Below are 14762 nucleotides of genomic sequence, written 5' to 3' on the forward strand. Positions count from 1 at the left end.
CTTGCTCCGGACAATGAAACCGGGGATAGCCCGCCGCGATGCACGACGGCAACCTCATCGCCCATCCCTGCTTCTTCGTCGGCATCGGGGGATCGGGGATGATGCCCCTGGCGATGATTCTGGCTGCGCGCGGCGCCGATGTTGCCGGATCGGACCGCAGCCTGGACCAGGACCGTCTGCCCGCCAAATTCACCTATCTGCGCGACCTTGGCGTGGGATTGTTTCCCCAGGACGGCAGCGGCATCGTCTCGGCCGACCAGGTGGTGATCGCGTCGGCCGCGGTCGAGCCGACCGTCGCCGACCTGGTCGCCGCCGATCGGCTGGGCTGCCAGCGACGATCGCGCGCCGAGATGCTGGCCGGATTGTTCAACGACAGCGCGCTGCCGATCGGCGTCGCCGGAACCAGCGGCAAGTCGACGGTAACCGGTATGATCGGCTGGATCCTCCATGCCACCGGCCGCGACCCGACGGTGATGAACGGCGCGGTGATGAAGAATTTCGCGCTTCCCGATGCGCCGTTCGCCAGCGCGTTGGTGGGTGCGGGGGACGCGTTCGTCAGCGAAGTCGACGAGAGCGACGGATCGATCGCCTTGTACCGGCCGCAGATCGCGGTGCTCAACAATGTCAGCCTCGACCACAAGTCGCTCGACGAGTTACGCGCGCTGTTCGGCGATTTCGCCGCCCGCGCGCGGCACGTCGTTGCCAATGCCGGGGACCCGGAGACAAGCGCGCTGCTTGCCGGGCTGGCTTCCGTCACCAGCTTTGCGGTGGAGGGCGATGCCGATCTCAGCGCCCGCGCGGTGGCGCCCGAACGGTTCGCGATCGGCTTTGAGCTGGTGACGAAGGACGCCAGGCTGGCCGTGCGCCTCAAGGTGCCGGGGCGGCACAATGTCGCCAACGCGCTGGCGGCGGTCGGCGCTGCGATGGCGGCGGGGGTGCCGCTGATCGAGGCGGTGCGCGCGATCGAGGGGTTCACCGGTCTCAGGCGGCGATTCGACCTGGTCGGCGAGGCCGGGGGGATCGCGGTCATCGACGATTTCGGGCACAATCCCGACAAGATCGCCGCGACGCTGGCAACGCTCCATGCCTTTCCCGGGCGGCTGCTGATATTGTTCCAGCCGCATGGCTATGGGCCACTCAAGGTGATGCGGCACGAGTTGGTCGGCGCGTTCATCGCCGGGCTGAGCGAAGACGACCTGCTGGTCCTGCCGGATCCCGCCTTTTTCGGTGGGACGGTGAAGCGCGCGGTGACCAGCGCCGACATCGTCGCGGACATCGTCGCGGCCGGGCGGCCGGCGCGTCATGTCGCCGATCGCGCTGCGGCGGCCGCCCTGATCGCCGATGCCGCGCGTCCCGGCGACCGCGTGATCGTGATGGGCGCGCGCGACGACACGCTGAGCCAGGTCGCCGGCGATATCCTGACGAGGATCGCGGGGCGCTAGCCGAACCGCTCCGGCGCATAGCGCGCCGCGTCGATATGCGCGACGCGGCGGTCGGGCGCGCGACCGAGCAGCAGCGCGCCCGCCACCAAGGCGGCAGCGGGAGCGGTCTGGATACCGAAGCCGCCCTGGCCCGCGAACCAGAAGAAGCCGGGCGTGCGTGGGTCATGACCATAAACGGGCAGGCGATCGGGCGCGAAGCTGCGCAACCCCGCCCATTTGCGTTCGAGCTGCGCGACGCGCCAGTCGACGACATGTTCGAAGCGGTCGATCGCCAGCGCGACGTCATATTCGTCGGGCTGCGCGTCGCAGGGATCGCTGGCGATCTCGTCGTGCGGACTCAACCACAGCCGCCCGCCTGCCTCCGGCTTGAAATAGAATTCGCCGCCGACATGCGAGACGTGCGGCATGCCCGAAGGCGCGGGGGGATCGGTGCGCAGCTGGATCAGCGTGCGGCGGAACGGCGCGATGCCAAGCGGCGCGGCACCGGCAATCCCGGCGACACGATCGGCCCAGGCGCCGGCGGCATCGACCAGCGTGCCGCAGGCGATGTCGCCCTGCCCGGTTTCCAGCCGCCACCTCCCGCCGGCCCGAGTCGCCGCCGCCAGCGCCGCGTCGAGCATCAGCACGGCCCCGGCACGGCGCGCGCGCGCCAAGGCGTCGGCATGGAGTGCCGCGACGTCGATATAGGCGCAGCTCGGCTCCCAGATGCCGATGTCCCATCCCGGCCTGAGCCCGGGGATCACGGCATGGGGGTCGACGCGGTCCAGCGTGACACCGGTAGCCGCAAAGTCCGCCAGGAACGCGTCGGCCGCCGCCTCGTCCCCGGCACGCCCGACATGGAGCGAACCGAGCGGCTCGAGCCAGCCGCCCGCCTGCAGCATGGCATGCGACGCGCTGGTCAGCGGCTGGATGCCGGAGCCGCCATAGGTCTCCGCCCAGAACGCGGCCGACCGGCCGGTCGAATGATAGGCGGCGACCGATTCGCCCTCCAGGATGGCGACCCGGACGGAAGGCGCGATCTCCGCGGCCAGCGTCGCCCCCGCGATGCCGGCGCCAACGATGACGACGTCGAACGCGCTCATGCCGCCCGCGCCACCGGAGGCGCCCGCGCCGCTAGGAAATCGTCGATCTCGCCCAGCGCGCGGTCGCGCACCCGGTCGGCCTCGCGCAACAATTCGTGCGCCGCCTCGCGGCCGAACCGCACCAGGCGCACGTCGGGCAATTGCGCGGCGATCGCCACCGCCGCCTTGGCCAGGACCAGTCGGTCGGCGTCGGCGACCAGCATCAGCACCGGGACCGCCATTGCCGGCAAGCGCGGATCGCGACGCATGAGCCGGGTCGACGCGAACGCCTGAACCACCCAGCGCCAACTGGGCGGTCCAATCCGCAATTCGGGCGCATGATCCTGCCACCAGAGCTCGTCGGCATAGCGATCGGGGTCATGGGTCAGGATGTTCTCGCGCGTGTACGGCGTCACCGGGCGCACGCCGTCACGCCAGGCCCGGCGCGTCGCATCGCCCATCCCGGCAACGATTCGCGCCAGGCGCTCGCTCACCGTCAGGCCAAGCGCGGTGCGCAGGCCCAGCATCGGGGCGACCAGCACCGCGGCGGCCGGTGCGGCAACCCGCTCAACCAGCGCGCGCAGCACCAGGTGCCCGCCCATTGAATGCCCGATCAGGACGCGCGGTCCCGGGGCGGCCGGCGCCCAATGCTCCCAGAACGCCCCGAAATCTTCGACATAGGTGGCGAAATCCTCGATATGGCCGACCAGCGGGTCGCGCGACAGCCGCCCCGATCCGCCCTGGCCGCGCCAGTCGAACGAGGTCACCGACCAGCCCTGCTTATGCCAATGAGCCAGCGTTTCCAGGTATTTCTCGACCATGTCGCCGCGCCCGGCGTGGAACAGGATCGATCCACGCGGCGGCCCGGCCGCAGGCCAATCGAACCGCCGCAGCGGCCAGCCATCGGCGGTCGCCCAGCTTGAGATGCGGGCGGTCGACGGGATCGAACGGCGGTCAAAGGGCAGCGTCATTGCCGTTGGTTACTTTTTAGAAAGCCGTCCCGTCTAGGGACTGGGGCGATGGGTTGGGGAATTGTACCTTTTGCGCTTGCAGGCGGACTGACGGTGACGCTGGTGTCGGCGGGAATCGAGGATGCCCGCCGGCGCGAGATCGCCAATTGGAAAAGCGGCCTGATCGCGCTCGCGGCTCCCGTCTGGTGGTTCGCCGCCGGCTATGGCTGGAGCGACATGGCCTGGCAATCGGGCCTCGCGCTGGGGGTGTTCGTCGCCTTTGCCGCCGCGTTCCATTTCGGGTGGATGGGCGGCGGCGACGTCAAGCTGATCGCGGCCTTGTCGCTGTGGCTGCCCGGCCAAGCCTTGATGCTGATGCTGATGCTGATGTCGGTGATCGGCGGAGTGCTGACGCTGGTGATGATGATCGACCATTGGCGTCACCGCAAATCCGGTGCGGTCGAGACGCCATACGGAGTCGCGATCGCCATGGCGTCGATGATCGCGCTGAGCGAACCAATTTTTAACCACTTTGCGTAGATGATTAACGCCAATTGAACCGGACACGCCGGATGGGGGCATCGAAACGACATGGATAGTCGCAAGGTTATTTTGCTGATCGGCGCGCTCATCGTGGCGGCGGTCACGGCGTTCATGGCACGATCGTTGCTGACCGGCTCGGCCGCGGCGCCGGCCGGCGCGCAGCTTGCGGCGCCGCCTGTGGTCGCCACCGGCCCCGAGGTGCTGGTTGCGACCAAGGCGCTGCCGATGGGCACGATACTGGACCAGACCAGCTTCAAGTTCCAGCCCTGGCCCAAGGATCTGGTCGAGGGCGCCTATTACACCAGGAAGGACGGGTTCGACCCCAAGTCGCTCCAGGGGACGGTGGTGCGTTCGGTGATCACCGCCGGCCAGCCGCTGACCCAGGGCGCGCTGGTCAAGCCGGGCGACCGCGGCTTCCTGGCGGCGGCGCTGACGCCGGGGATGCGCGCGGTGACGATCCCGATCAAGAACGACAGCGGCGTCGCCGGCTTCGTCTTTCCTGGCGATCACGTCGACCTGGTGCTGTCGCAGACGGTCGCCGGCGGCGGCGACGGCCCGCCGCTGAACGTCTCCGAGACGATCGTGAAGAATCTGCGCGTGCTCGCCGCCGACCAGCGGACCTCGACCGAGATCGACGACCAGGGCAAGACGATCGTCAAGCCGTTCGGGCTGGTGACGGTCGAGGTGAGCCCGTCGCTGGCCGAAAAGATCTCGGTCGCGCGCAACATCAGCGGCGGCAATCTGTCGCTGGTGCTCCGGCCGCTGGCCGATTCCGCCTCCGAACTCGATGAGGCGATCGCCTCGGGCCAGGTGACGGTGCCCGACGGTAAGGACCCCAAGGCGGAAAGCGCGATGATCGCGAAGGCCGAAAGTGAGCCGACCGCTGGCAAGACCACTTTCGCCACCGGTGCCGACGTGTCGCGCTTCCAGCGCCGCACCGTGCCCGGCAAGGGGACGACGCCGGTCGGCGGGGTCACCGGCGGAACAGCCACGGGCAGTTATCCAGGTGCCACCGCGCCAGTCCAGGGACCGGTCGTGCGCGTGGCGCGCGGCTCGACGATGATCGAAGTGCCGGTCGGGGGGAAGAAGTGATGAAGGTTGCAAACATCCTGCACCGCGCGCTGACCGCGACGGTCGCCGTGGCGCTGGTCGCCGGAGCGCCCGCCGACGCGGCGCCGGGCAAGGGCGTACGGCGCAAGCCGGCCACGCTTGCGCGAGTAGCCGGCCTGCCGGTCGGCACGCAACGTCCGACCAGCGAGGTGGTGCTGTCGGTCGGCGAGGGCGAGTTGATCACCCTGCCCGCCAACGTCGCCGACGTCTGGGTTTCCGACCCCGCGGTCGCCGACGTCTATGTCAGCAATCCGCGCCAGATCCACCTGTTCGGCAAGTCGTTCGGAACGGTGACGCTGTTCGCTACCTCGGCGTCCGGCACGGTCGTCTATGCGACCAATGTCCGGGTCGGCGACAACGTCAATTCGGTGCAGCGCATGCTGAAGCTGGCCATGCCCGAAAACGACATCCGGGTCGTCACCTTCGGGCGCATCGCGGTCCTGACCGGCACCGTGGCGGCGCCCGCCGACATCGCCCAGGCCGAACAGCTGGCGACCGCGATCCTCAACCCCGGCATCGACGCCAGCCAGGCCGGCGCGGCGCTGAAGATCGCGGTGATCAGCCGGCTGAAGACGGCGACCCCGCTGCAGGTCAACCTGCAGGTCAAGATCGCCGAGGTCAGCCGCAGCTTCATCAAGAATATCGGCGTCAACCTGACCACCCGCGACACCACCGGCGGCTTCCTGTTCGGCGTGGCGTCTGGCCGGTCGCCTGGCACGATCGGCTCGATCGATACCTCGACCCTGCCCCAGCTTGACGCTTCGTCGCGTTTCGGCCTGCCGGCGGGATCGGTCTCCCTGCCGTTCGATCCCAAGATCGGCGACTTCGTCTATCCCAATTCGGGCACCAAGTTCGATTTCAGCAGCCTGGCCGGCGCCACCCGCACGACGCTGGGTCTGGCGGGCAAGCTGTTCGGGCTCGACATCCTGTCGGCGCTCGACCTCGGCGAGACCGACGGCCAGGTGACGACGCTGGCCGAGCCCAACGTCTCGGCACTGTCGGGTGAGACCGCCAGCTTCCTGGCGGGCGGCGAAATCCCGATTCCGATCAGCCAGGGGCTGGGCGCGGTGTCGGTCGAATACAAGCAATATGGCGTCAGCCTGGCCTATACGCCGACGGTGCTGGCGGACGGCCGCATCTCGCTGCGTGTCCGTCCCGAAGTGTCGCAGCTGTCGGCGTCGGGCGCGGTCGTGCTGAACGGCGTGCAGATTCCCGCCCTCACCACGCGCCGCACCGAAACCACGGTGGAGATGGGTTCAGGCCAGAGCATGATGATTGCCGGCCTCCTGTCGAACAGCACCGACAACCAGATCGACAAGGCGCCGGGCCTCGGCGACGTGCCGATCCTGGGATCGCTGTTCCGGTCGAACGGCTGGAAGCGGCAGGAAACCGAACTGGTGATCGTGATCACCCCGTATCTGGTCAAGCCGGTCAATGCCGGCGACATCGCGCTGCCGACCGACGGCTACAAGGCGCCGACCGATCTCGGCCGGGTGCTCGGCGGCCAGTTGGGCGGCGGCACCACGGGCGGCGAGCGGCCCAAGCCGAGCATGGCGGCCCCGGTGACCGCGGCGCCGGCGCTGGGCCTCGCCGCGCCCGTGCCGGCCGGTCCGGACGCCCCGTCGCTTCCCGCGCCCGATGTCCGGCGCGACGAACGCAAGGCGTTGCCGCCGACGTCGAAAAAGAAGGGGTCGGCACCCGCCGCAGCTCCCGGATTCAGCAATAATTGACGCAAGCGAAGGACAACAAGGTCATGCGAAGCATCCTGATCATCGCGCTTGCCGCCCCCGCGCTGACGCTTGGCGGCTGCGGCGGCACGCTCAATCGCAGCGTCGACTCGGTCCAGCAGCCGGTCGTCATCCGGACCGACTATGTCTTCGACGTGCAGACCGCGCGCGACGGCGGGCTGGCCGCGGGCGAGGACCAGCGGCTCGCCGGATGGCTGTCGGCGATGCGGCTGGGCTATGGCGACCGCGTCGCGATCGACGCCGAACCGGGCCATGCGGCGGCGCGCGACCAGGTCGCGGCCGAAGCGGCACGCTTTGGCCTGCTGGTCGACGATCGCGCGCCGATCACGACCGCGCCGCTGGTTTCAGGCACCGTCCGCGTGGTGGTCAGCCGCACCGTGGCCCGGGTGCCGCGCTGCCCCGACTATAGCCGCATGGGACAGCCCGAATTCAACAGCAACAGCAGTTCGAATTACGGTTGCGCGACCAATTCCAACGTGGCGGCGATGGTCGCCAATCCGCTCGACCTGGTTCGCGGCCAGCCGGGTGCCGACACCGCCGACACGGCGACGCTGAGCAAGGCGGTCGGCACCTATCGCCGCGCGCTGCCGACCGGCGCCGGTGGGCTGAAGTCCGAAACGACGGGGAACAAGTAAGATGAACGCGCCGTGGAAACCCGCCGGTATCGCCCATCGCGAACCCTTTGCCGCTTATGTCTGCGACGAGACGACGGCCGAAGCCTTGCGTCCGATCGCGATCGAGATGGGCTGGTCGGGCGACAAGGTGAACAAGGGCGGATTGCGCAACGCGGTCCAGTCGCTGTCGGTCTCGGCGAGTCCGCAGGTGCTGTTCGTCGATCTGTCCGAATCGGGCGATCCGCTGAACGACATCAATGCGCTGGCCGAGGTCTGCGAACCCGGCACCGTCGTGATCGCGGCGGGCCAGGTCAACGACGTCCGCCTGTACCGCGACCTGACCGCGAGCGGCATCCAGGACTATCTGCTGAAGCCGTTGTCGCCCGACACGATGCGCGACGCGTTCGGCAATGCCCAGGCGATCCTCAACACGCCCAAGCTTACCGACGTTTCGGGCGACCGGCCGCACAGTGCGACCGTGGTCATCGGCACGCGGGGCGGAGCCGGCGCATCGACGCTGGCTACCTCGCTGGCCTGGCTGATGAGCGAGAAAAGCGGACGGACCACCGCCTTGCTCGACCTGGACGTCCATTTCGGCACCGGTGCGCTGGCGCTCGACCTGGAGCCGGGGCGCGGCCTGACCGATGCGATCGAGAATCCGAGCCGGATCGACGGGCTGTTCATCGAGCGCGCGATGGTCAGGGCAAGCGAGCGGCTGGCCGTCCTCAGCGCCGAGGCGCCGATCCACTCGCCGATGATGACCGACGGCGCCGCCTTCTACCAGTTGCAGGAGGAGATGCGGTCGGCCTTTGAATGCACCGTCGTCGACCTGCCGCGCGGCATGCTGGTCCAGCACCCCTCGCTCATCACCGACATCCAGACCGCGGTCGTCGTCACCGAACTGACCCTGGCGGCGGCGCGCGATGCGATCCGCATCCTGTCGTGGCTGAAGGCGAACGCGCCGCAGACCCAGGTCGTGGTGGTCGCCAATCGTGTGCCCGCCGGCGGCCAGCTGGAAATCTCGCGCAAGGATTTCGAAGGCTCGATCGAGCGGCGCGTCGACTATCTGGTGCCCTATGACCAGAAGCTGGCGGCGCAGGCGGCCAAGCTGGGCAAGCCGATGGCCGAGGCCGGCAAGGGATCGAAGACCGTGGCGCCGCTGGTGGAACTGGCGACGCGGCTGGCTGAGGCCGGCACCGCCGCCAATGCCCCCGTCGCCAAGCCCGACAAGAGCGGCAAGGCGGCCAAGGGCATGTCGCTGATCGGCAAGTTCGCCGACCTGAAGTCGATGATGCCCAAGCGGGGCGGCAAGGCGAAGTAAACCGGCCGTCCGGTCGGGACGGCGCGATAGAGTGGAGCGTGCGCGATGCCATTGGTACCGCTGATTGGCGTGTTCGCCGGGGCGATGACGATGCTGGTGCTGCTGGCGTTCGCGTTCGCCGGCCCGTCGGTGCAGCGCGCCCAGACGCGGCGGCTCGGCGAGATCAAGGGGCGTCACAGCGGCGGCGCCAGTTCGGTCGCGATGGAAGCGCAGATGCGCCGCATCACCGGCAAGCGCGACAACCGCATAGACACTGCGGCGATGCGGTTCCTGCCGCGTCCCGCTTTATTGAAGAAACGGCTGGCGAAGACCGGCAAGAACTGGACCGTCGGCCAATATGGCGCGGTCAGCCTGGGGATCATCGTCGTCGTCGCCGGCCTGCTCGCGCTGCGCGGCCTGCCGCTGGCATTGTCGCTGCTGCTTGGCATCGTGCTCGGCATGGGGCTGCCGCACTTCGTCGTCGGCTATTTCATGAAGCGCCGGGTCGCCAAGTTCAACGCCAAGTTCCCCGACGCGATCGAGTTGCTGGTGCGCGGCCTGCGCTCCGGCCTGCCGATCAGCGAGACGATGGGCGTCGTCGGGCAGGAGGTGCCCGGCCCGGTCGGCGAGGAATTCCGCGCGGTCAGCGACAAGATGAAGATCGGCCGCACGATGGACGCCGCCCTGCAGGACACGGCCGACCGGCTCGGCACGCCCGAATTCCAGTTCTTCGTCATCTCGATCACCATCCAGCGCGAGACCGGCGGCAACCTGGCCGAAACGCTCGCCAATTTGGCGACCGTGCTGCGCATGCGCGGCCAGATGAAGCTGAAGATCAAGGCGATGTCGTCCGAATCGAAGGCATCTGCCTATATCATCGGCTCGCTGCCGTTCATCGTGTTCGGGATGATCTGGATGATCAACGGCAGCTATATGCAGAATTTCTTCGTCGACCAGCGGCTGATGGTCGCCGGCGGCGGCGGGATGTTGTGGATGGGGCTGGGCGGGCTGATCATGGCCAAGATGATCAACTTCGAGATCTGACGATGGAACCCAACCACCCTACCCTGCTCGGCGTCGACGTCCTCTGGGTGGCGACCCTGCTGTCCGGCGTCGCGGCGCTGGCGGTAATGCTCGCAATCTATGCCGCGACGACCGTGCGCGACCCGATGGCCAAGCGCGTCAAGGCGCTGAACGACCGCCGCGAGCAGCTGAAGGCCGGCATCACCGCGTCGACCAGCAAGCGCCGCGCCAAGCTGGTCCGCCAGAACGACACAACCGATCGCATCCGGTCACTGCTGTCGTCGCTCAAGGTGCTGCAGGACAGCCAGTTGAAGGTCGCGCAGATCAAGTTGCTCCAGGCCGGCATCCGGTCCAAGGACTATGCCGTCGCGGTCATTTTCGGGCGGCTGGTGTTGCCGATCCTGTTCGGCGGGCCGATGCTGTATTTCGTCTACGGCACCAGCGCGTTCGCCGACTGGTCGCCGCTCAAGGCCTATGGCCTCGTCGCCGGGGCGTTCATCCTTGGCTATAAGGGCCCCGACCTCTATCTGAAGAACCTGATTTCGAAACGGTCGTCGGCGATCCGCAAGGGCCTGCCCGACGCGCTCGACCTGCTCGTGATCTGCGCCGAAGCCGGCCTGACCGTCGACGTCGCGTTCCACCGCGTGTCGAAGGAACTGGGCAAGGCCTATCCCGAACTGGGCGACGAATTCGCGCTGACCGCGATCGAGCTGGGTTTCCTGTCCGACCGACGCACGGCATTCGAGAACCTGGCGATGCGGGTCGACCTCGATTCGGTCAAGGGCGTCGTCACGACGATGATCCAGACCGAGAAATACGGCACGCCGCTGGCTTCGGCGTTGCGCGTGCTGTCGGGCGAATTTCGCAACGAGCGGATGATGCGCGCCGAGGAAAAGGCCGCGCGGCTGCCCGCGATCATGACCGTGCCGCTGATCCTGTTCATCCTGCCCACGTTGTTCATCGTCATCCTGGGTCCGGCGGCGTGCAGCATCTCCGACGCGTTCAAGGGCGGCATCTGACGGCGAAAATCGGCATGGCGGGGAACGGCCGACCCATGGCCGTCGTTATGCCGCCGTACCTTGTCAGAGGCGCCGACGATGCTGTTCACGACCCCGACCGAGCTGGTCGCCCTGCTGCTGATGCTGATCGTCGGACTGTGCTTCGGCCTGGCGATCGCGCCCGGCGGAGGGAAGTGGCGCCGCCTTTATGAACGCGAACGCGACGAGCATGCCAGCTATCGCCGATCGACCGACACCCGCCTGCGCGAGACGGAGGCGGCCATGACCCTGCGCGATCGCCGCGTCGCAGAGCTGGAAGCCGCCGATGCGCGATCGGCGGCGATCCGCGATGCCGCGGCGCGTGATGCCGCCGCGCAGGAGGCAGCCGCCCGCGCGACGCCGCCGGTCGCCGCGCCGCCGGCGGATTCCGCCACGCTCGACCCGCGCCCGCGTCCCGCCTGAGGAGGGGTTACCGGCATCGGTAATAGCGTGTTCCCTCGACCGTCATGATATCGCGGGTTATCCGCTCGATCGCCAGCGTCTGGTAAGCCGGCATCTCGCTGTCCTCATATTGCTTGCTGGTCACATAGACGGTGCTGCCGCTCAGCCGCCAGCGGCCCATGCCGCGACGCCCGTCAAACTGGCCGTCGGCGTGAAAGTGCAGGAACAGCGAATATTCCTCGTCATCGCAGCGGTCGGCGTCACGGTCCCATAATCCGATCAGCCAAAGGCGGGTCACGGCGGCCGGGTTGGGGGTCGGCGATGGTCGCGGCGTGGGCGACGATGAAGGGCTGGGAAGCGGCGTGGCGGTCGCCGGGGGGCTGGGGGACGGGGACGGGGATGGTGTCGGCGTCGGTGTCGGTGTCGATGTCGGGGGCGAGGCGGCGGGAGCGGCGTCCGGCGGGGAAGGCACGGGGGTTGCCCCTGCCATGTCCCCCATGAACATCCAGCTGCCCTGCACCTCGACGAAGCGCCCGGTGCGGTATTGGGACGCGCCGCACGCGCCGCTATAGGGGCGGCAAGACACCGCCTTATAGTCGCAGATATAGCCCGGCCGGTCGGGCGCGGCCTTGCAGGCGATCCGTTCGACCGACGACACCTTGGCCCCCGCGCGGCCGAACGCGTCGCGCATGTCGTCCTGCGACGGTCCGTCGTTCGCCACGCCGCATCCGGCGAGCATTATCAGCCCTGCGGTCGTGAGCGTCCGTCCCACATTCACCTCCCGGCGTCCCGCCCCGACGTGACGGCGCGCGATCGCATTCGTCAAGTCCCGGACGACAGTGCCGCCTGCGCCGCCGCGAGCCGGGCGATCGGCACGCGATAGGGCGAGGCGGACACGTAATCGAGCCCGATGCGCTCGCAGAACGCGATCGATGCGGGATCGCCGCCATGTTCGCCGCAGATGCCGAGCTTGAGGTCGGCCCGCGTTGCGCGCCCCCGGGTCGCGGCAATCTCGATCAGCTCGCCGACGCCCTCGACATCCAGGCTGACGAACGGATCGCGCGGATAGATGCCCTGGTCGACATAGACGCCCAGGAACCGCGCGGCATCGTCGCGGCTGACCCCCAAGGTGGTCTGGGTCAAGTCGTTGGTGCCGAACGAGAAGAACTCGCCGACCCCGGCAATGTCACCGGCACGCAACGCGGCGCGGGGCAGTTCGATCATCGTGCCGGCCAGATAGTCGATCTCGCGGCGCTTGTCGGCGAACACCGCCTGCGCTGCCTTGTCGACGACTTGCTTCATCAGCTCCAGCTCGCGCGCGGTCGCGACCAGGGGAATCATCACTTCGGGGATCGGCGCGGCGCCGGATCGCTCGGCGACCTCGATCGCCGCCTCGAAGATCGCGCGCGCCTGCATCTCGTAGATTTCGGGATAGGTCACGCCCAGCCGGCATCCGCGATGGCCGAGCATCGGATTGAACTCGTGCAGTTCGACGGCGCGGCGCTTGAGCTGGTCGATGCCGATCCCGGCGGCGGCGGCGACCTCGGCGAATTCCTCTTCCCGGTGGGGCAGAAATTCGTGGAGCGGCGGGTCGAGCAGGCGGATGGTGACGGGCAGGCCGGCCATTACCTCGAAAATCTCGATGAAGTCGCTGCGCTGTTCGGGCAGCAGGCGGGCCAGGGCGGCGCGGCGGCCGGCTTCATCCTCGGCCAGGATCATCTGGCGCACCGCGGTGATCCGCGACGCCTCGAAGAACATATGCTCGGTGCGGCACAGCCCGATCCCCTCGGCGCCGAACTCGCGCGCGGTACGGCAATCGGCGGGGGTCTCGGCATTGGTCCTGACCTTCAGCCGGCGGACCGCATCGGCCCACGTCATCAGCGTGCCGAAATCGCCCGTCAGCTCGGGCTGGACCGTGGCGACCTCGCCGATCATCACCTCGCCGGTGGCGCCGTCGATGGTGATGACGTCGCCCTCCCGCACCTCGCGGCCGGCGCAGCGCATGACCCGCGCCCTGGCATCGATCGACAGCGTCCCCGCCCCCGACACGCATGGCCGCCCCATGCCGCGCGCCACCACCGCCGCGTGGCTGGTCATGCCGCCGCGCGCGGTCAGGATGCCCCGGGCCGCATGCATGCCGTGAATGTCCTCCGGCGACGTCTCGGTGCGGACCAGGATGACCGCCTCGCCTGCCGCTGCGCGCTGTTCGGCGGTGTCGGCGTCGAACACCGCCTTGCCGCCGGCGGCACCGGGGCTGGCGGGGAGGCCCTTGGTCAGCACGTCGCGCGGCGCGCGGGGATCGAGGGTCGGGTGAAGCAGCTGGTCGAGCGCGGCGGGATCGACCCGCGCCACCGCCTCCTCACGGGTGATCAGCCCTTCCTCGGCCATGTCGACCGCGATCTTCAGCGCCGCCTTGGCGGTGCGCTTGCCGGCGCGGGTCTGGAGCATCCAGAGCTTGCCGCGTTCGACGGTGAACTCGATGTCCTGCATGTCGCGATAATGATTTTCGAGCGTGTCGAACACCCGGGCCAGTTCGCCATACACCTCCGGCAACGCCTCTTCCATCGACAGCGGCTTGGCGTTGGCCGCCTCGCGCGCCGCCAGCGTCAGATATTGCGGGGTACGGATGCCGGCGACGACGTCCTCGCCCTGCGCGTTGATCAGGAACTCGCCATAATAGGCATTGTCGCCCTTGGCGGGATCGCGGGTGAAGGCCACCCCGGTCGCCGAGGTGTCGCCCATGTTGCCGAACACCATCGCCTGGACGTTGACCGCGGTGCCCCACGAGGCGGGGATGTCGTTGAGCCGGCGATAGACCTTGGCGCGTTCCGACTGCCACGACCCGAACACCGCGCCCACCGCGCCCCACAATTGGCCGTGGACGTCCTGCGGAAAGGGCTTGCCCCATTGCTCCTCGACCAGCCGCTTGTAATCGGCGACGAGCGCCTTCAGGTCGGCCGCCGACAATTCGGTGTCCAGCGTGAAGCCGCGATCCTCCTTGGCGACCTCCAGCGCTTCCTCGAAGCTGCCGTGATCGAGTTCGAGGACGACGTCGGCATACATCTGGATGAACCGGCGATAGCTGTCCCAGGCGAAGCGCTCGTCGCCCGACGCGGTCGCCAGCCCGACCACCGTTTTGTCGTTGAGGCCGAGGTTGAGGACGGTGTCCATCATTCCCGGCATCGATGCACGCGCGCCGGAGCGCACCGACACCAGCAACGGGTCGGCGGCATCGCCGAACGCCTTGCCGGTCACGCCCTCGATATGGGCAAGACCGGCGGCGACCTCGTCCTTGAGGCTGGCGGGAAAGGCCGCGCCCTCGTCATAATAGCGCGTGCACATCTCGGTCGAAATGGTAAATCCCGGCGGCACCGGCAGGCCGATCGAAGCCATTTCCGCCAGGTTGGCGCCCTTGCCGCCGAGCAGGTTCCGGTCGCCTTTCCCGCCATCCGAAACACCGCCGCCGAACCGATACACGTATTGGGTCATGCTGTTCCTCTAAGTGTGATGTCGCTGGTCGGCGCGGTCAAAG

At 68.5% G+C, this 14762-nt stretch carries 13 protein-coding genes; 9 read left to right on the forward strand and 4 right to left on the reverse strand.

What is annotated here, in order from left to right:
- Positions 1-38 precede the first annotated feature (38 nt).
- The gene (locus tag ACFE7K_RS04710) at positions 39-1442 is read left to right on the forward strand and encodes a glutamate ligase domain-containing protein (RefSeq protein ID WP_375397012.1); all 1404 of its coding nucleotides are present in this window, start codon (positions 39-41) and stop codon (positions 1440-1442) included.
- Here the strand turns inward: ACFE7K_RS04710 and ACFE7K_RS04715 are convergent.
- A complete protein-coding gene (locus tag ACFE7K_RS04715) occupies positions 1439-2524 on the reverse strand; it encodes an NAD(P)/FAD-dependent oxidoreductase (RefSeq protein ID WP_375397013.1) in 1086 nt (361 codons plus the stop codon). The genes ACFE7K_RS04710 and ACFE7K_RS04715 overlap by 4 nt on opposite strands.
- A complete protein-coding gene (locus tag ACFE7K_RS04720) occupies positions 2521-3474 on the reverse strand; it encodes an alpha/beta hydrolase (protein ID WP_375397014.1) in 954 nt (317 codons plus the stop codon). Before ACFE7K_RS04720 ends, ACFE7K_RS04715 begins: the two co-directional genes overlap by 4 nt.
- A gap of 48 nt (positions 3475-3522) precedes the next feature.
- Here ACFE7K_RS04720 and ACFE7K_RS04725 point away from each other — a divergent pair, with 48 nt between their 5' ends.
- From ACFE7K_RS04725 to ACFE7K_RS04760, 8 genes are all read left to right on the forward strand, one after another.
- On the forward strand, positions 3523-3993 hold the full coding sequence (locus ACFE7K_RS04725; RefSeq protein ID WP_375397015.1) for a prepilin peptidase: 471 nt from the start codon (positions 3523-3525) through the stop codon (positions 3991-3993).
- 51 nt (positions 3994-4044) lie between these two features.
- A complete protein-coding gene (cpaB, locus tag ACFE7K_RS04730) occupies positions 4045-5088 on the forward strand; it encodes a Flp pilus assembly protein CpaB (protein ID WP_375397016.1) in 1044 nt (347 codons plus the stop codon).
- Entirely contained in the window at positions 5088-6836 is a 1749-nt protein-coding gene (locus ACFE7K_RS04735; RefSeq protein WP_375397017.1) for a type II and III secretion system protein family protein, read from the forward strand. The genes cpaB and ACFE7K_RS04735 overlap by 1 nt, the downstream gene beginning before the upstream one ends.
- Before the next feature lie 23 nt (positions 6837-6859).
- Positions 6860-7489 (forward strand): CpaD family pilus assembly lipoprotein, encoded by a 630-nt coding sequence (locus tag ACFE7K_RS04740; RefSeq protein WP_375397018.1) that lies wholly within the window; start codon positions 6860-6862, stop codon positions 7487-7489.
- Position 7490: 1 nt separating this feature from the next.
- On the forward strand, positions 7491-8789 hold the full coding sequence (locus tag ACFE7K_RS04745; RefSeq protein WP_375397019.1) for a CpaE family protein: 1299 nt from the start codon (positions 7491-7493) through the stop codon (positions 8787-8789).
- Positions 8790-8834: 45 nt separating this feature from the next.
- Positions 8835-9812, forward strand: a complete 978-nt coding sequence (locus ACFE7K_RS04750; RefSeq protein WP_375397020.1) for a type II secretion system F family protein — start codon at positions 8835-8837, stop codon at positions 9810-9812.
- A 2-nt stretch (positions 9813-9814) separates the two neighbouring features.
- Positions 9815-10810: a type II secretion system F family protein gene (locus tag ACFE7K_RS04755; RefSeq protein WP_375397021.1), complete on the forward strand. Its 996-nt coding sequence runs from the start codon at positions 9815-9817 to the stop codon at positions 10808-10810.
- Positions 10811-10888: 78 nt separating this feature from the next.
- Positions 10889-11251: a hypothetical protein gene (locus tag ACFE7K_RS04760; protein ID WP_375397022.1), complete on the forward strand. Its 363-nt coding sequence runs from the start codon at positions 10889-10891 to the stop codon at positions 11249-11251.
- Positions 11252-11258: 7 nt separating this feature from the next.
- On the opposite strand, the gene ACFE7K_RS04765 is transcribed toward ACFE7K_RS04760, so the two are convergent.
- Both ACFE7K_RS04765 and ppdK read right to left on the reverse strand, forming a co-directional pair.
- Complete coding sequence (locus tag ACFE7K_RS04765; protein WP_375397023.1) at positions 11259-12002, reverse strand: hypothetical protein; 744 nt, start codon at positions 12000-12002, stop codon at positions 11259-11261.
- 50 nt (positions 12003-12052) lie between these two features.
- The gene (gene ppdK, locus ACFE7K_RS04770) at positions 12053-14719 is read right to left on the reverse strand and encodes a pyruvate, phosphate dikinase (RefSeq protein WP_375397024.1); all 2667 of its coding nucleotides are present in this window, start codon (positions 14717-14719) and stop codon (positions 12053-12055) included.
- Between the last annotated feature and the right edge of the window lie 43 nt (positions 14720-14762).

This window comes from uncultured Sphingomonas sp., assembly GCF_964244265.1.
In the GTDB taxonomy this organism is placed as follows: Bacteria; Pseudomonadota; Alphaproteobacteria; order Sphingomonadales; family Sphingomonadaceae; genus Sphingomonas.